Consider the following 16950-nt stretch of genomic DNA (forward strand, 5'->3'; position numbering starts at 1 on the left):
GGAGCGCTCGTTCGCCGACGGGAAGGAGCTCCACGGTCTCCGCTTCACGTTCTACCGGGGGAAAGAGGCGGTGGACCGCGCCAACCTGGTGGCAGCGACCGCACAAAATATGAAGAAACTGACCAACCTGTTGGCCGAAAACGACCGTCTACATAGCATTTATTCAATTTTATGTCGGGCAGAGCGCCTCGAGCTCGTTGAACACAAAAAAAGACGAACCCATTCGCCAAAAGCGAATGGGTTCGTCAACAGCCTGCAAAAGACGTCCCGCGGGACGTCTTTTTGTATGCCTTCATAACTTCGGTTTATAAAACGCACGGTTATCGAGCGCCATGACGCGTTCTGTGAACGCTCCGGGTTCGACGCCTTCGAACGCCTTCTCAAACATATTCATCCGGGCATCGATGTTGTCGATGAAGAACAACATCTCGGCTTCCGGGAGCTGCGGCGCGTTCGCCGATCCCCACTCCGGTTTCCCGTGATGACTGAGGACGAGATGTTGGAGCAACGTCACGACTTCGCGGTCGGTCGCGAGCTCCCGGGCCACGACTTCGATTTCAGATGCCATGAGCGACAAGTGGCCGAGTAATTTTCCTTCGAGCGTATACTCCGGCGTGATCGCATCCGACAACTCGATCACTTTCGCCAAATCGTGTAGCACGACACCCGATACGAGCAAATCACGATTCAATTGCGGATACAGGTCACACATCGTTCCGGCGAGTTTAAGCATCGACAAGACGTGGAACGCAAGTCCCGAATAGACCGCATGGTGATGGCGCACCGCTGCCGGGTACGTGAAGTACGCCTCCGCGTTCCGGTCGACGAGCGCTGTCACGAGCTCACGCATACCCGTGTGTCCGATCGCCTCGATATGGCTGCGGATTCCCGTCTCGAGCTCTGATTTCGGTACCGGTGCCGATCTTACATACGGCGCGATATCCGTCTCCCCTTCGATAATGGAGATTTGTTTGAGCTTCAGTTGAGTCCGCCCGCGATAATCCATCACTTCTCCGGAAGCGTGGACAATTTTCTTCGTCGCATATTTATCTGTATCGGCGCTATCCCATACTTTCGTCTCAATCTCTCCGCTCTCATCGCAAAGAATGAGCGTCAAATATGGTTTGCCGTTCCCAGCGAGTCCTCGATAGGATTGTTTGATCATGACATATTGATTTAACGTGTCGCCCACTTTGAGCTGACCGATTTTAGTAGTCGTCAAAAAAAGCACCTCTCTTCTTGTCAGTACTTTCATCTTAACGAAAGTTCGCATGAGATGCCAACTTTCTTAGGAAAGCGGGAATACTTGAGGGAGAAGGAAATTGGGGGAATGGAAGATGAATTGGAAATGGTATACACGGCCAGAAGAAATCGTACATGTCGACAACCATTATGAAGAGGCGTACACGTACTGGCTCGAGCAGTTGACGACGGCCAAGGTGACGAAAATCATTGTCGAGCAAGATTACATGTATGGCTCGCTCACGCTCGACTATGAACAGCTCGAGCGCGAACCGCAAAAAATCGGTCACTACTTCGTGACCCAGGATTTCTTATGGACCATTGGGTTTGATGACATCTATTGCGAGACGGTGGCATCCAAACAATACGATACACCGATCGAGGCGTTTTATGACCTGCTCGCTGAAAAGATGGACTATTACTTTCACGGCATCGATGAATATGAGGAACGATTGATGGTCGCCCAGCGCGAGATGAGTGGACAAGTGCCTCCTCAGTTTATGAATGAGATTTTCGGGTTACGCAGCGAGATTGAACGATGGTCCGATACCGTCGTCCCGTATCGCGAATTACTCATGGCCGGACGAGAGGCGTTCCTCGACATGGATTTGGATCAATTGAACGCGTATCGTCTCGCCACGTATCGCGTCAATCGACTCCTGACGTTGATCGAACATTACCAAGAAGACGTCATCGCGATGACCGACCTAGCTGCGACGCTGTCTAACTTCCGTGGCAACGAGATCATGAAGGCGCTCACCGTCTTCACGGCCTTGACGACCCCCGTCGTCGCGTTCGGTGCGGTTTGGGGCATGAACTTCAAACAAATGCCCGAGCTCGAATGGCCGCTCGGCTATTTGTTCGCCTGGATTATGATTATCGGCTTCACGGTTTTGATTTATTTTTGGTTGAAGCAAAAGAATTGGATTGGATCGCTTCTGCAATTCCCGAATCAAATCCGTAGCCAAGAGAAGTTAGATAAACAGCGCAGCCATCGAAATAAGCAAAAGTAGTAAAAAACGAACAAAAGTTCGGTATACTGAAAGGAGCAGATGATACAGAAAGGTGATGTTCATGGAACGATTGATTATCCATGTCGATATGGACGCGTTTTACGCCTCGGTCGAACAACGTGACCGCCCTGACTTACGCGATAAACCGGTCATCGTCGGTGGCGCCCCCCACAGTCGTGGAGTGGTCGCCACTTGTTCGTATGAGGCGAGAAAGTACGGCATACACAGCGCCATGTCGTCACGCCGGGCGTTCGCACTCTGTCCACAGGCGACGTTCGTCAAACCACGTTTTCACGTCTATCGTCACGTCAGCCAGCAAGTGATGGCCATTTTCAAATCGATTACGCCGCTCGTCGAACCGCTCTCGCTCGACGAGGCGTACTTGGACGTAACGGAGAATACACTCATGAGCACGTCCGGTCCTTACATCGCCCGCTACATCCTCGGGGAAATCAAACGCCGGACCGGACTGACCGCTTCGGCCGGGGTCGCCCCGTCGAAGTTTGTCGCCAAAATCGCATCCGGCTTCAACAAGCCGAACGGACTGACGGTCGTCGAAGCGGTTGACGTCGAAACATTCCTCGCCCCGCTCCCGATCACGACAATGCACGGAGTTGGCAAAGTGACCGCCCAGACGCTGTTCAAGCACAATTATCATACAATCGCTGATTTGCAAAACACCCGACCCGAACAGTTGAAGGCCATCTTCGGACACGACCGCGGGCATCAGCTATATGAGCTCGCCCACGGCCGGGACAGCCGTCCCGTCGTTCCGACCCGGGAACGAAAGTCGATCGGCTCAGAGACGACGTTCGCGTTCGACCTCGATGACCCGGAAGAAGTATACGAACGCGTCGTCCCGGAAATCGAAGATGTGTTGCTTCAGCTCGACCGCCGCGAGCTCAGTTGTCAAACGGTGACGATCAAAATCAAGACGAGCGAGTTCCAAGCCCGCAGCCATCAAATCAAACTGAACCATCCGACGCACGATCACGATGAGATTAAACGGCTCGCCCGCCGTCTGTTCGACGAGATGGCGATCACCGAGCCGGTCCGCTTGATCGGAATGACCGTTTCAGAGTTGATCCCGCGTACCGAAACGGCCCGTCAGCTCACGTTCGAGGAGCTGACAAAACCTTCACTTGAAGAATGAATGACCATTCAGTACAATGAAAGCAAAGGGGGCGAACGGATGGAACAGTATACGATCACAGCATTCGAGAACGACGGCACGACCGTCTTGAACGATTCATTTAGCGCGGCAAACGATGATGAGGCGAAAACGAAAGGGCTCGCGATGCTCGAGGAAGCCGGGCATCTTCATAAAGGGGCCCGCATCGCACGGTGTGGCCAACTCATCTACTTCGAACGCTGCAAACTGCCAGGGAAACTGAAAGGTACGGCCTCCTAACACAAGCGCCTCGGGATTCCCGAGGCGCTTGTTCATTCGTTATAGTTGCCTTCCCACTCAACAGTCGTATCACCATTTCCTATTAGAACGGGAAGAGGAGTAAAATCGTGAAGATAGCGACAATCGCTGTCACAACCTGAAGCGGCAAGCCGACTTTGACGAAATCAAAGAAGCGATAACCGCCGATGCCGAACACCATCGCATTCGTCGGTGACCCGAACGGGGTCATGAACGCGAGTGAGGCCGCGATAGCAACAGCGACGACGAGCGGGACAGGGCTGACTTGAAGCGCCGAAGCGAGCGATAGTGCGAGCGGTGCGAACAAGACGGCCGTCGCCGTGTTCGAGATGATTTGACTGAGCACCATCGTCGCGACAAAGAGGGCAACGAGCACCCAGACCGGACCCGCCTGACCGAAGGACGCACTGATCCACGTGACGAGCCACGCCATGATCCCCGCATGATCAAGCGCTTGACCGAGCGGAATCATCGCTGCAATCAAAAGAAGCGAGGACCATTGAATCGATTGATAGGCGACGTCCATATGACGGACGGCACCCGTGAGCACCATCGCGAGTGCCGCGAGCCATACCGCTACCGTCGGGTCGACCCATTCGAACACGAGGAGCATGACCATTCCGAGCAGAATCAGCCCCGCTGCTAGTTGATGACGTTCGGACACGGCCCGATTGGCCACATCAGTCACATGCTCATTGGCAAGCAAGAGATGCGTCTCGTTTCCGACCCGCTCTAAATCCTCCCACTCGCCTTGCGCGACGAGCATGTCACCCCGTTCGAGCGGGACGTCTTTCAATCGGGTGATGGCGATCTCCTCGTTCGGGCGTATAATTTGAAGCACGTTCAACCGATACTCATTGCGCAACCCGCTCTCGGATAAACAGTGGCCGACGAGCGGACTGGCGGTCGGAATCGTGAAGACGGCGACGCCATACGCTTTGCCGTAGACATTTTTGACGTTGACCGGTTCGACGACTAGCCCTTCTTGTCGCGCGATACGATGGACATCCGACTCATCACCGCTGACGAGGACACGCCCTTCCGTAAGCACCGTGTCTGCGCGGGCCGTGATGAACCGATGGGCCACCCCTTTTCGGTGTTCTCCGACGACGATTAGACCGTCCCGTGACCATGTGACGTCACGAAGCATCTGACCGACAAGTCGGTGTCCTTTTGTGATCAAAAGCGCATAGACGGCCACTTGCGGCAACATCAACGGACGGGCCGACGATGAACGGACGTCCCCCGCTCCGAGTAGACGATTGCCGACAGTATAGAAATAGACAAGCCCGACCACAGCCACGACGAGACCAATCGGCAACAGCGCGAAAAAACCGAGTGAACTCACACCGGCACTTCGAAGCGTCTCGGCGGCGACAAGGTTCGGCGGTGTCCCGATGAGCGTCATCGTCCCACCGATGCTTGAGAAAAAGGCGAGCGGCATGAGCAATTTCGCCGGGCTCGTCCCCATCTGCCTCGACATGGCAAGGACGACCGGAATCAATAAAGCGACTGTACCCGTGTTCGACATGAGGCTCGACAAAAACGTCACGGTGACCATCAGGACGAGAAAAAGACGCACTTCACTCCCTTTTGCGTACGGGATGAGCGTGGCACCTAACCGTTCGGCGAGACCGGTGTGAAACAACCCGGCGCCGACGATGAACAGTCCGGCAATCATGAGCACGACCGAATTCGAAAAACCGGCCATCGCTTCGACCGGCGTCAATTGATTTGTCAACACGAGTAAGAGAAGACCGATGAGCGCAATAAGATCGGCCCGGAGCCAGCCTCCGATAAACCCGATGATCATAACCGTTAAAATCACTAAGGTGACCATGACGTTCACCCTTCCTTGTGATAGTTTTTACAAGTTTATTATACCACCCGTTATGTAAGCGCTATCATAAGTTGAGTGACAATCTGGGCAACAAAAAAACGGATGGCTCGATTGCCATCCGCATCACGATTATTGAACTTCTTGATCATTGACCATCGGAGCGTAAAGCTCTTCAAGCGGCTTCATGATAATTTTCGTCACTTCTGTGACCAGTTGATGCATGCGTTGCTCTTCTTGCATGAGCTCCATGATCAATTCGTTTTGTTGAACGCCCATCATTTTCGTCTGCGCGTCCATCATCTCTTGTTCAGAGATTTCTTCGCCTTGCATTTGCTTCTGTTGAAGCGTCATTTGGATATCACGGAAGTCAGCGAATAACTGGTTCGCTTCTGCATCCGCATTGACACGGTCGTATAGTGAAGAGAGATTTGTGAACTCCTCAGAATCGCGAAGTGCTTTTTCCAATTGGTAAGCATGATCGTACAAGTTTGATTGTGACATGTGACGTCCTCCTAAATACTATTAGGGCGTGCCAATCAAATGATGGCAATCAACCCTTGAATCAACCCAATCATACCACCTAATAAGGCTCCAAGCCATGTTATTGCCCGGAACTCTCGCTTCGAGATCGAAAGGACGATCTCTTCAAGGTATGATGTATCGAGCGAGCTCACTTGTTCTTGGACAATTTGATCGATTTTAAGACGGTCCATAACCGTCTCCATTTGATCTGTGAAACGGGTGATGACGAGTCGGACCCCGTTCGGCACAAGCTCTTCAACGACACGGTCCTCGACGTCTCGTGTATACGAGTGGACAGTCCGGTCGAGCAACTCCCCGACCGGTAAGCGCGACACGACTTCCATCGTCACACCATCAATCAGACGTTCTTCTAAACGTTCATCGAGCAACGTTTCAACCGAACGTTCACTAAACCGCTCGAATTCGCGCGTGATCATTTCAGCCATCCCCGATCGTGTTGAGCCGCCCCGCAGGATATTAATAATCTCCGGACGAATCATTTCGACGAAATTCAAGTTTTGAACGAACCCGGCGATGAAACCGAGCCGACGTTGGACGAACGAATCGACCATGTGCCGAAGCTGTGCCTCTCCTTCGGCCGAATAAAAATACTCCTCTGACTTGACGAGCAGAGCGTCCACAATTTCAGGGATGATGCCGCGGACACGATCCATCCCTTCTTCACCGAGAAGTTCGTATAGTTTACGGGCCTTCACATCCGACAGCACGAGTCGGAGCTCTTGCCGGAGCTTCGTATCCGCTTCTGCCAACACACGCGCCTCCGCGTCCGGATAGAGCGGATCGATGAGCGAACGGATCGTTTTGTCCGAACGAAGCATCGTCCGTACCTCACCTTGAACGAAGTGAATGATATGACTACCGACTTGTTCATCGAGCAGTCGTTTACGCATCCCTTCCGGCGTCAACAAGTGCTTAACGACCGTCTTCCCGAGGCTTGTCGCCAATTCATCGCGACGCTTCGGAATCAACCCTGGTGTAAACGGAACTCTCATCTTTCCGATATATTTAGGATGATGGGGACGAAACAACATTTTAATGGCGAGAAAGTTCGTGATTCCCCCAATTGTCGCACCGATGGCGATCATGATGAATATTTTTAGTAGACTGTCCAAACTGCCTGCCTCCGTTCTGAAATATGATACATTGTTTGAAGAGGTGATTGTATTGACTACGTATGATCGTATTAAATCGATTTTCCCGAACGTTGTCCATCGGGCGGAAGATGCATCCGGTGACGTTCGTTGGTATCAAGCCCCGGACGGCACGATTTTCGGCCTGCCTAAAATGGAGCTGACGGAACGTGAGCGTCAGTTGCTCGAATGGTCCGCCACTCCATTGCTGACGAAACTAGACCCACAACAAGCCAAATGGCAAGATCGTCTACTCACCGACACGTACCGGTTCGACCGACCGTTCCGTCTCATGTCGCTCGTCTTGCATTATCAAGACCCTGAGGCGCTCGAACAATTTTTAGACGTGCTAGCTGACTTTATGCCTGAAGCAGAGATCATTCTCATGACCCGATCTCACGTTGAAATCATTGAGACCGATCAGTTCGTCGAGCTGAACGAGTTCGAGGACGTCTTGCGGGCGATTGCGAGCGATTGTTATGTCGAGGCCCACGTCATCTATAGCGAGCGGCCACTCGGCGTGTTAGGGACACTGTATCAACAACATCAAACGCTGTGCCCGTTCGCGAGACTCTCTACTAAAGCTTACCCTGCTAGTCAATTATTATACCATTATTTACTACAACGCCATGAGACTTTTGATGTACGCTCTCGTTTGACGGCCGCAATCGTCGAGGCTCTCGATAAGACGACGATTGAGTTATTAGAGGCGCTGTTCGCCAACTCGTTGAACGTATCGCACACGGCAAAGGCGTTGTTCATGCATCGAAATACGCTTAACTATCGGCTCGACCGGCTCTACGAAGCGACCGGTTATGACGCTAGGCAGTTCTATGATGCCGGTCTACTCCAATTGATTGTCACGTTGCACAAATCTGAGTAATCGTTTTTGTGCAACGTGTACATATCCAATGCAAGCGGTTTCACCGTATAATCAATCTTGTAAGCGCTATTATACAAGAACAGATTCTCAGGAGGCTAACGACATGGCAGAAATTCAATTGAATCATATCGATAAAATATACGACGGTGGTGACTCGAAGGCAGTCAGCGATTTCAACTTGCATATTAAGGATCGCGAGTTCATCGTCTTCGTCGGACCTTCAGGTTGCGGTAAATCGACGACGCTCCGCATGATCGCAGGACTCGAAGAAATCTCGAGTGGGGACTTCATCATCGACGGCAAGCGCATGAACGATGTCGCACCGAAAGACCGTGATATCGCGATGGTCTTCCAAAACTATGCGCTTTATCCGCACATGAGTGTGTATGACAACATGGCGTTCGGTTTGAAACTTCGCAAGTTCCCGAAAGATGAGATCGACCGTCGCGTGCAAGATGCGGCCCGTATCCTCGGACTTGAAGAATACCTTCAACGTAAGCCAAAAGCACTCTCGGGTGGTCAGCGTCAACGTGTCGCCATCGGCCGTGCCATTGTCCGTGATGCCAAAGTGTTCTTGATGGATGAGCCGCTCTCAAACTTGGATGCCAAGCTTCGCGTTCAAATGCGTAAAGAAATCATCCAATTGCACAACCGTCTCGACACGACGACGATTTACGTTACCCATGACCAAACGGAAGCGATGACACTCGCGACTCGTATCGTTATCATGAAAGACGGAATCATCCAACAAGTCGGTTCGCCGAAAGAAGTATATGAAAACCCGGATAACATCTTCGTAGCAGGCTTCATCGGATCACCTTCGATGAACTTCTTCCGCGGAAAATTGGCTGATGGGAAGTTCCTCGTCGGCGGTGAAGAAATCAACGTCCCTGAAGGCAAAATGAAAGGGCTTCGTGACCGCGGTTACGTCGGTAAAGAACTCGTGCTCGGAATCCGTCCAGAATCGATTCATGATGAGCCGATCTACATCGACTCGCCAACGACGCACACGTTCCGCACGCATATCGATGTCGCCGAGCTCATGGGCGCTGAGTCGTACTTGTACGCTGAACTCGGTGGCCACCAGTTCACAGCTCGCATCGATGGACGTTCAAGCATCCACATGGGTGACGATGTCACACTCGCACTCGATATGACGAAAGCTCACTTCTTCGACACGGAGACAGAACTCGTCATCCGTTAAACATTACGATAAGCTGAAGTGCCCCATATACACAGGGGCACTTCTTTTTTATTTCATACTATTTGATAGGCGCTTACACTGTGTGAATTGTTCATTTATATTCATCATAAGGAGTCTGTATTGCTTAGAAAGGAAACGGTTTATGAATTTTTTAAAGGATCGAGATGTTCTGCTAGTAACAATTCACCAAAAAGAAAAAGTTATAAAACCTCTCCTAGAAGGAGAATTTGGATGCAACATACATGTAAGCACACTCGACACTGATCAATTCGGAACATTTACACGGGAAATAAGTCGTCAGCAATCTCAATTCGAAACAGCACGAAAAAAAGTGACTATAGGTCTAAAACTGACAAGCCATCATGTCGGGGTAGCGAGTGAAGGTACCTTCGGATTTCATCCTCTCGCGCCCATTCCGTGGAATACTGAACTGGTATTACTGAAAGACGATGAATTAGAACTTGAATTACATGGTTATTATGAAGGACTCAACACAAATTTCAGCCAGGCAATTGTCAAAGACTACCCTTCCGCACTCCAGTTTGTTAATAAAGTTGGTTTCCCAGACCATCATGTGATTCTCCGATCAGATGATGAACATTCATCCATCGTGCTAAAAGACATTACCAGTGAACCACTTTTAAAAGAGGCTTTTAATTACTGCTTTAATAAGTCAACGAATCGACAAGTCTTTATCGAGACAGATATGCGAGCATACGCCAACCCGACTCGCATGAAAAACATTGAGCTTGCGACGATGCAACTAATCGAACAGGCAAACTCTTTATGCCCATCTTGTGGCGCCCCGGGCTTCCGTGTCGTTCGTAAAGTACCTGGTCGATTATGCGAACAATGTCATACTCCGACAAAACAAATAGTGCACCATGTCTATGCCTGCTCAACTTGTCAGTATCAACAAACAGAACATGTTGGAGACGTATATGCCTCTCCGAGATATTGTGATTTGTGTAATCCCTAATATAACAAATAAAAAAGTAGCTCTGATTTCTCCTTACGGGAAATCAGAGCTACTTTTTTACTTAACGGATTGCATACCGACGTTCGAGCCGATGCTGCCCTGCTTGGATGAGCGTCGACAAGATCCAATAGATCGAAGCCGAGAACAACAGGAGTGGCATGACGAGATACGTCGTTGCTGCGATTTGGTCGGACACGTACGTCAACTCCTGAACGGCGATGACCGAACCGAGCGACGTCGACTTGATGATGTCGATGACCGAGTTGGACACCGGCGGAATCGCACGCGACAGCGCCTGTGGGAAGATGATATCTTTGAAGCGCTTTGCACGTGGGATGCCGAGGGCGACACTCGCCTCGACTTGCCCTTGATCGACCGAATTGATGGCTGCGCGGAACGCTTCCGAGATATAGGCCGCGAAGTGAAGGCCTAAACCGAAGATGAGCGCCTGCATCCCGCTCAACTGGACGAAACCGGTCAAACCGACGTACAAGATGAGGAGTTGCAAGAGGAGCGGTGTGCCCCGGAAGAACGAGATATACGTACGGGTGAACAAACGAACGACCTTGACAGGGCTGCTGTGCAAGACAGCGATGATCAGACCGAGCACCAAGGCGAGGAGAATCGACAGGATACTGGCGATCAACGTCAATTGTACGGCTTCGATATAGGCCGAACGGTTCTCGATAACGGTCGTGATCAGTTCATTCATTGACTGATGTCCTCACCGAAGTACTTCTCACCGATTTCAGCCATCGTGCCGTCTTCTTGCATCTCAGCAATCGCCTCGTTCAAACCTTCGAGCACGTCTGAGTCTTGACGCGTCATGTAGCCCGCTTCACTCTTGTTGAAGACGTCACCGACCGCTTTCACGTCGTAACCTGTCTTCTCAAGCTCCGTCAAGATGAAGAGACGGTCGTTTAGTGCCGCGTCGAGACGGCCAACTTGAAGGTCTTGGAGCACTTGATTCGCCCCTTTATAGAACTTCACTTCAGCACCGGCTTCTTCAGCGAGCTGAGCATAAACCGAACCTTGTGTCGAACCGACGACTTTGCCGTCGAGGTCATCGATACCTTGAATGTCTTCGTTGTCTGAAGCGACGATGACTTGCGCACCTGATACCGCGTACGGAGTTGAGAACGCGTACTTCTCTTCACGTTCTGGCGTGATGCTCATTTGGTTGGCAATCATGTCGATGCGTTCCGCGTCGAGTGCCGGTACGAGTCCTTTGAAGTCCATCGGCTCGTATTCGACCGTGTAGCCGGCACGCTCTGCCGCTTCATTCAATACGTCGATGTCATACCCTGTGATCTCACCTTTGTCTTTATACGTGAATGGTGGGTATGTCGCTTCTGTACCGACCGTGATGACAGTTTCTTCTGACCCGCTGTCTGTCTCTGTGCCGCATGCTGCCAGTACTCCAAACGATGCTCCGATGGCAAGTACTGCTGTTAGTGATTTTTTCATGGTAATTTCCGCCTTCCTGATAATCCGTATATGATTACATGGTTATGAACAATACACTCATCATACTGAGGGGGGCATATCTTGTCAAACAAAAGACACCACCCTCGTCAGGGCGGTGCTTTCGATTAATCGATTGCTTTCGCTTGTTTCATGACATCGCGTTCAATCGCTTCCCGTTTCAATGTCGTCTTCTCCGCGCTATCGGCGTGAACACTGAAATAGAATTTAATTTTCGGCTCCGTCCCCGACGGGCGCAGGCAGAACCATGAACCGTCCTCGAAGATGAACTTGAGCACGTTCGATGACGGCAAGTCGATGGCTTCCGTCTCGCCTTGCTGCAGGTTCTTCGCGACTTGTTGCTTATAGTCTTCAAAGCGCACGACTTCGTACCCTCCGACTTCTTGCGGCGGATTGGCGCGGAACGCCTCCATCATCCGACCGATCTGTTCGAGACCGGCTTTCCCTTTTAGTGTCATCGATTGGAGCGACTCCTCATAGAAGCCATACTTTTCATAGACGGCTTGAAGGGCATCGTATAACGTGCGTCCGTGCTGTTTATGGAAGGCTGCCATCTCGGCGCCGAGCAAGCACGCCTGGACGGCATCCTTATCACGGCAGAAGTCTCCGATCAAATACCCGTAACTCTCTTCATAGCCGAACAAGAACTGATACTGACCCGACTCTTCATACTGCTTGATTTTCTCGCCGATGAATTTGAAACCGGTGAGCGTGTTCTCAAGGTGGACCCCATACGCCTTAGCGATGGCCGCCCCGAGTTCGGACGTGACAATCGTCTTCGCGACGAAACCGTTCGTCGGAAGCGTGCCCGTCTCCACTTTTTGAGACAAGATGTAGTCCATAAGGAGCGCACCGGTCTGGTTGCCGGTCAAGACGAACCATTCGCCGTTGCGGTCACGGACCGTGAAACCGACACGGTCGGCGTCCGGATCCGTCGCCATGAGCAAGTCGGCCCCGACGCGGTCGCCGTACTGCATCGCGAGCTCGAACGCGGCCCGTTCTTCCGGGTTCGGATAACTGACCGTCGGGAACGCCCCATCCGGTTCAGCCTGTTCGTCAACGATGGTGACGTGTTCGAAGCCGTACGCTTTCAACCCTTCCATGACCGGACGGCGCCCTGTCCCATGAAGCGGTGAATAGACGATTTTAAGCGGGTCGCCTTGGACGTCTGTATGGATTCGAATCGATTGGAGGGCTTCCATATAAGCCGCATCGACCGAGGCATCGACCGTGACGAGCGTTCCGTCTGCACGGAGTGGCGCTTCGTCTTTGACCTCAATCTTCAATTCATCTTCGATGGCGTTGACGTATGAGACGAGTTCATCGGCCTCGGCCGGCGGCAACTGTCCACCGTCGGCGCCATACACTTTAAATCCGTTATATTCCGGAGGATTATGACTTGCCGTAATGACGATGCCGCCGAAGGCGTTCAAATGACGGACGGCGAATGACAACTCTGGTGTCGCCCGCAAACTCGGGAATAAGTACGTTTTAATCCCGTTCGAGGCAAGCGTGCGTGCCGCTTCGAGCGCAAACTCTGGTGAGAAGTGACGTGAGTCGTGAGCGATGACGACACCGTGCCGTTTCGCTTCTTCCCCTGACGCGGCGATAAAGTCGGCAAAGCCTTGCGACGCCTTGCGGATCGTATAGACGTTCATTCGGTTCGCCCCTGGCCCGATTTCCCCGCGCATACCGCCCGTCCCGAATTCGAGCGTCTTATAGAAGGCATCCTCGAGTGATGTCTCGTCTTGCTCCATCTCCTCAAGTTCAGCGCGCAAGTGCGGTTCGAGCGCCTCGTGTTGTTTCCATCGGTCATATGTCTGTTGCCATGTCATGGTCAGTTCCCCTTTCGACATTCAAAAGTTCAATCGAAGTACTCGCCAATTTGTTCCATCTTGTATACGATGGGAGTAACGAAACTTCGAGGTGATACTATGTTTCCAACTATGCGTGCCCAAGAATTGAAACACATCGTCCATACGGACTCGATTCGCTTTATTGATTGTCGTTATTCATTAAACGACGCTTCATACGGAAAGTATGTGTATCGGCAAGGGCATCTCCCGAACGCCGTCTTCCTCGACTTGATGGAAGACCTGTCTGGGCCCGTGTCCGAACATGGTGGGCGTCACCCGCTACCATCAAAAGAAGCATGGACGGAGACGCTTCGCCGCATCGGGATTCAAAAGGATGACTTGATCATCATTTACGATGACGGGTTCCCGTATGCCGCCCGTGCTTGGTGGTTATTTAAGTGGGCCGGCCATGAGCGCGTCATCGTGCTCGAAGGCGGCATCCAATCCGGCATCACCTACTGCGGGGAGACGACGACGGACGTCCCGTCCTATCCCGCTTCCGACTACACACCCGTCTTCCAAGACGAGATGATTGCGACGCTTGCAGACGTACGCGCCGCTACAATCAGCGGTGGGTTATACGATTCACGAACGGCCGACCGTTACGATGGCAGCCACGAACCGATTGACCATAAAGCAGGACATATCCCGAACGCCGTCCTCTGCCCGTACACTGAAGCCGTCACCGACCTTGGCACACTTCAAGATTTTCATGACTTGAAAGAGCTGTATGCCAATGTCCTTGACGTCCCGAATCCCATCTTCTACTGCGGGAGCGGCGTCACCGCCTGCGTCAATATTTTGGCGTTACACGCCCTCGGTAAGGACGATGTGCGTCTATACCCCGGCTCTTACTCCGATTGGATTAGCTATCCAGAAAACACGGTCCACCCATAACGGGTGGATCGCTTTTTTATTTCACGCTCGTCGGTTTGATGTTCCAGACAGCGTTGGCGTATTCGGTAATCGTCCGATCACTCGAGAAGATTCCCGATTTGGCCGTGTTGACGATTGAACTCTCGGCCCAACGTGCCTTGTCGGCGAATACCTCGTCGACGCGACGCTGCGCCTGCATGTACGATGCGAAATCTTTCAAGACGAGGAAGTCATCGTTATAGACGAGTAACGAATCGAAGATGGCTTGGAATTGATATTCTCCGACCTTGTCGAATGACCCGTTGACGAGAGCATCGACGACGTTACGCACTTCTGTGTTCGCATGGTAGATGTCAGCCGCATGATAGCCACCGAACTTCTTATAGTTCATGACTTCTTGCGGTGTCAATCCGAAGATGAAGATATGGTCGTCGCCGACCGCATCGCGAATCTCGATATTGGCCCCGTCGAGCGTCCCAATCGTGAGCGCCCCGTTCATCATGAACTTCATGTTGCCGGTACCTGACGCCTCGTAGCTCGCCGTCGAGATCTGTTCACTCAAATCCGAACCTGGGAAGATTCGCTCCGCCATCGAGACACGGTAGTTTTCGAGGAAGACGACCTTGATAAAGCGGCTTGCCCGCTTATCATTGTTGATCATGGCCGCGAGCGCGTTAATGTAGCGGATGACTTCTTTCGCGTAATAGTAGCCCGGCGCCGCCTTTGCTCCGAAGATGAACGTCCGTGGCACCATCGTGAACGTCGGGTCTGCTTGAATCTTCTGATAAAGCGCGTGAATGTGCATCGCATCCATCAGTTGACGTTTATAGGCGTGGAGTCGCTTGACTTGAACGTCAAAAATCGAATCCGGGTCGACGGCGATTCCCGTCTCGGCTTGAATATAGCCAGCCAGGTCCAGTTTATTTTGTTGCTTCACGTCCATGATCTGTTCCTGGAAGCTCGCATCTTTCGACACGCTCATCAACTTCTCAAGATCGTTCGGATGTTCAATCCATGACGGACCAATCGCATCCGTAATCAAGTTCGAGAGACGTGGGTTCGACTTGAGGAGCCAGCGCCGATGCGTGATGCCGTTCGTTTTGTTGTTGAAACGAAGCGGAAACATCTCGTACAAATGACGCATCTCACGTTGTTTCAAGATATCGGTATGAATTCGTGCGACACCGTTCGTCGAATGTGAGCCGACGACTGCGAGGTTCGCCATATTGATGTGTTCGTTCGACACAATCGCAATCTCACCCATATGTGGTTCAAGATGTGGATAGTTGACGAGTACGTCTTTACAGAAACGACGGTTGATTTCCGTGATGATTTGATAGATACGCGGTAAGAGCCGCTCATACATCTCGACCGGCCACTTCTCAAGCGCCTCGGCGAGGAGTGTATGGTTCGTGAACGACATGACGCTCTTCGTCACACGCCACGCCTCATCCCAACCGTAACCATGGTCGTCCATCAAGATGCGCATGAGTTCTGGGATGGCCACAACCGGGTGCGTATCATTAATGTGGACGGCGTAATGATCGCCTAATTGCTTCAGCGATTTATTATGACGTAAGTAAGACGCGATCATTGACTGAACGCCCGCCGAAACGAAGAAATACTGTTGCTTCAAGCGCAACACTTTTCCTTCATATGTCGTGTCGTCCGGATATAGGAACTCAGAGATGGTCGCAATCGATTGTTTGTGTTTGAGCAGGTCTTTGTACGAACCTTTCGTCCGTTCCATGTACTCCTCGTCGTCAAACGGTGACTCGGCGTTCCAAAGACGGAGCGTATTGACGACTTCGTTTTTGTAGCCGATGATCGGCATGTCGTAAGGTACCGCTCGAACGACTTCATCCGGATGGTGAACGACGCGAAGCCGGTCCCCGATTTGCCGCATCTCGATCCAACCACCGAAATTGACGTCGACGGCTCGGTCGGCACGGCGCGTCTCCCACATGTTGCCGTCACGGAGCCAGTTGTCTGGTAACTCGACTTGATAGCCGTCGACGATCTTTTGTTTGAACAAGCCGTAACGGTAACGAATTCCGTTCCCGTGTCCCGGCAGGCTGAGCGCCGCGAGAGAATCGAGGAAGCACGCCGCCAAACGACCGAGCCCCCCGTTCCCAAGCCCCGGTTCCGGTTCAAATTCCGTGATATCTGTGAAGTTAAAGCCAAGTTCCTCTAAGCCCTCTTGTACGACTTCAAGGACGTCCATGCTGAGCAGGTTGTTGTACAGAAAACGGCCGAGCAAAAATTCAAGCGAGAAATAAATGACTTGTTTGCTCTGTTTTTCTTCTTGTTTGTCGCGGGTGTTAATCCATTTCGGGATTGCCTGCTCGCGCACCATCGTTGCCAACGTTTGATACACTTCCTGCTCGGTCCCTTCATCAAACGATTTTCCGTTTAATGCGACGAATCTCTCTTGAAACGAAGTGACGAAGCTCTGTTTATCTGTAAACAT

General features: G+C 51.8%; 15 protein-coding genes and 1 pseudogene. 8 read left to right on the top strand and 8 right to left on the bottom strand.

Translation table 11 applies throughout. The features are described from left to right. Positions 1-298, top strand: a pseudogene (locus tag EVJ33_RS15470) (hypothetical protein); the annotation flags it as partial. On the opposite strand, the gene EVJ33_RS14465 reads toward EVJ33_RS15470, so the two are convergent. Next, on the bottom strand, positions 293-1165 hold the full coding sequence (locus EVJ33_RS14465) for an HD domain-containing protein (RefSeq protein ID WP_483297317.1): 873 nt from the start codon (positions 1163-1165) through the stop codon (positions 293-295). The pseudogene EVJ33_RS15470 and the gene EVJ33_RS14465 sit on opposite strands and share 6 nt — an antisense overlap. Before the next feature lie 172 nt (positions 1166-1337). Between EVJ33_RS14465 and EVJ33_RS14470 the strand changes: the two genes are divergently transcribed. From EVJ33_RS14470 to EVJ33_RS14480, 3 genes are all read left to right on the top strand, one after another. Continuing rightward, positions 1338-2255 carry a CorA family divalent cation transporter gene (locus EVJ33_RS14470; protein WP_131438199.1) on the top strand — a complete coding sequence of 306 codons (918 nt, stop codon included), beginning with the start codon at positions 1338-1340 and terminating at the stop codon, positions 2253-2255. 61 nt (positions 2256-2316) lie between these two features. Further along, on the top strand, positions 2317-3408 hold the full coding sequence (dinB, locus tag EVJ33_RS14475) for a DNA polymerase IV (protein ID WP_236634649.1): 1092 nt from the start codon (positions 2317-2319) through the stop codon (positions 3406-3408). 39 nt (positions 3409-3447) lie between these two features. Then, positions 3448-3666 carry a YhzD family protein gene (locus EVJ33_RS14480; protein WP_236634650.1) on the top strand — a complete coding sequence of 73 codons (219 nt, stop codon included), beginning with the start codon at positions 3448-3450 and terminating at the stop codon, positions 3664-3666. An 82-nt stretch (positions 3667-3748) separates the two neighbouring features. Here EVJ33_RS14480 and EVJ33_RS14485 read toward each other — a convergent pair whose 3' ends face one another. From EVJ33_RS14485 to EVJ33_RS14495, 3 genes are all read right to left on the bottom strand, one after another. Further along, positions 3749-5524, bottom strand: coding sequence for an SLC13 family permease (locus EVJ33_RS14485; RefSeq protein ID WP_236634651.1), 1776 nt, complete (start codon positions 5522-5524; stop codon positions 3749-3751). Between the two features lie 129 nt (positions 5525-5653). Continuing rightward, the gene (locus EVJ33_RS14490; RefSeq protein ID WP_131438205.1) at positions 5654-6025 is read right to left on the bottom strand and encodes a YlbF/YmcA family competence regulator; all 372 of its coding nucleotides are present in this window, start codon (positions 6023-6025) and stop codon (positions 5654-5656) included. A gap of 35 nt (positions 6026-6060) precedes the next feature. After that, positions 6061-7179, bottom strand: a complete 1119-nt coding sequence (locus EVJ33_RS14495; RefSeq protein WP_236634652.1) for a DUF445 domain-containing protein — start codon at positions 7177-7179, stop codon at positions 6061-6063. 43 nt (positions 7180-7222) lie between these two features. Here EVJ33_RS14495 and EVJ33_RS14500 point away from each other — a divergent pair, with 43 nt between their 5' ends. The 3 genes from EVJ33_RS14500 to EVJ33_RS14510 all read left to right on the top strand — a co-directional run bounded on the left by EVJ33_RS14500 (position 7223) and on the right by EVJ33_RS14510 (position 10263). Further along, complete coding sequence (locus EVJ33_RS14500) at positions 7223-8080, top strand: PucR family transcriptional regulator (protein ID WP_236634653.1); 858 nt, start codon at positions 7223-7225, stop codon at positions 8078-8080. Positions 8081-8183: 103 nt separating this feature from the next. Further along, positions 8184-9284 carry an ABC transporter ATP-binding protein gene (locus tag EVJ33_RS14505; RefSeq protein ID WP_131438209.1) on the top strand — a complete coding sequence of 367 codons (1101 nt, stop codon included), beginning with the start codon at positions 8184-8186 and terminating at the stop codon, positions 9282-9284. 142 nt (positions 9285-9426) lie between these two features. Next, on the top strand, positions 9427-10263 hold the full coding sequence (locus tag EVJ33_RS14510; protein WP_131438211.1) for a DUF6671 family protein: 837 nt from the start codon (positions 9427-9429) through the stop codon (positions 10261-10263). A 61-nt stretch (positions 10264-10324) separates the two neighbouring features. Here the strand turns inward: EVJ33_RS14510 and EVJ33_RS14515 are convergent, their stop codons facing one another. The 3 genes from EVJ33_RS14515 to EVJ33_RS14525 all read right to left on the bottom strand — a co-directional run bounded on the left by EVJ33_RS14515 (position 10325) and on the right by EVJ33_RS14525 (position 13583). Next, positions 10325-10975: an amino acid ABC transporter permease gene (locus tag EVJ33_RS14515; RefSeq protein ID WP_131438213.1), complete on the bottom strand. Its 651-nt coding sequence runs from the start codon at positions 10973-10975 to the stop codon at positions 10325-10327. Next, positions 10972-11730 (bottom strand): transporter substrate-binding domain-containing protein, encoded by a 759-nt coding sequence (locus EVJ33_RS14520; protein WP_131438215.1) that lies wholly within the window; start codon positions 11728-11730, stop codon positions 10972-10974. Before EVJ33_RS14520 ends, EVJ33_RS14515 begins: the two co-directional genes overlap by 4 nt. A 125-nt stretch (positions 11731-11855) precedes the next feature. Next, positions 11856-13583, bottom strand: coding sequence for a phospho-sugar mutase (locus EVJ33_RS14525; protein ID WP_131438217.1), 1728 nt, complete (start codon positions 13581-13583; stop codon positions 11856-11858). Between the two features lie 99 nt (positions 13584-13682). Here EVJ33_RS14525 and EVJ33_RS14530 point away from each other — a divergent pair, with 99 nt between their 5' ends. Beyond that, on the top strand, positions 13683-14501 hold the full coding sequence (locus EVJ33_RS14530; protein WP_201739726.1) for a sulfurtransferase: 819 nt from the start codon (positions 13683-13685) through the stop codon (positions 14499-14501). A 16-nt stretch (positions 14502-14517) separates the two neighbouring features. Here EVJ33_RS14530 and EVJ33_RS14535 read toward each other — a convergent pair whose 3' ends face one another. After that, a complete protein-coding gene (locus EVJ33_RS14535; protein ID WP_131438219.1) occupies positions 14518-16950 on the bottom strand; it encodes a glycogen/starch/alpha-glucan phosphorylase in 2433 nt (810 codons plus the stop codon).

The sequence above is a fragment of the Exiguobacterium sp. SL-10 genome, assembly GCF_004337025.1.
GTDB lineage: Bacteria > Bacillota > Bacilli > Exiguobacteriales > Exiguobacteriaceae > Exiguobacterium.

What these genes read in the sequence shown, in the direction of transcription:
- EVJ33_RS14465 (WP_483297317.1), bottom strand. Translation starts at nt 1,165, where the DNA reads ATGATCAAACAATCCTATCGAGGACTCGCTGGGAACGGCAAACCATAT.
- EVJ33_RS14470 (WP_131438199.1), top strand. Translation starts at nt 1,338, where the DNA reads ATGAATTGGAAATGGTATACACGGCCAGAAGAAATCGTACATGTCGAC.
- dinB (WP_236634649.1), top strand. Translation starts at nt 2,317, where the DNA reads ATGGAACGATTGATTATCCATGTCGATATGGACGCGTTTTACGCCTCG.
- EVJ33_RS14480 (WP_236634650.1), top strand. Translation starts at nt 3,448, where the DNA reads ATGGAACAGTATACGATCACAGCATTCGAGAACGACGGCACGACCGTC.
- EVJ33_RS14485 (WP_236634651.1), bottom strand. Translation starts at nt 5,524, where the DNA reads ATGGTCACCTTAGTGATTTTAACGGTTATGATCATCGGGTTTATCGGA.
- EVJ33_RS14490 (WP_131438205.1), bottom strand. Translation starts at nt 6,025, where the DNA reads ATGTCACAATCAAACTTGTACGATCATGCTTACCAATTGGAAAAAGCA.
- EVJ33_RS14505 (WP_131438209.1), top strand. Translation starts at nt 8,184, where the DNA reads ATGGCAGAAATTCAATTGAATCATATCGATAAAATATACGACGGTGGT.
- EVJ33_RS14510 (WP_131438211.1), top strand. Translation starts at nt 9,427, where the DNA reads ATGAATTTTTTAAAGGATCGAGATGTTCTGCTAGTAACAATTCACCAA.
- EVJ33_RS14515 (WP_131438213.1), bottom strand. Translation starts at nt 10,975, where the DNA reads ATGAATGAACTGATCACGACCGTTATCGAGAACCGTTCGGCCTATATC.
- EVJ33_RS14520 (WP_131438215.1), bottom strand. Translation starts at nt 11,730, where the DNA reads ATGAAAAAATCACTAACAGCAGTACTTGCCATCGGAGCATCGTTTGGA.
- EVJ33_RS14525 (WP_131438217.1), bottom strand. Translation starts at nt 13,583, where the DNA reads ATGACATGGCAACAGACATATGACCGATGGAAACAACACGAGGCGCTC.
- EVJ33_RS14530 (WP_201739726.1), top strand. Translation starts at nt 13,683, where the DNA reads ATGTTTCCAACTATGCGTGCCCAAGAATTGAAACACATCGTCCATACG.
- EVJ33_RS14535 (WP_131438219.1), bottom strand. Translation starts at nt 16,950, where the DNA reads ATGTTTACAGATAAACAGAGCTTCGTCACTTCGTTTCAAGAGAGATTC.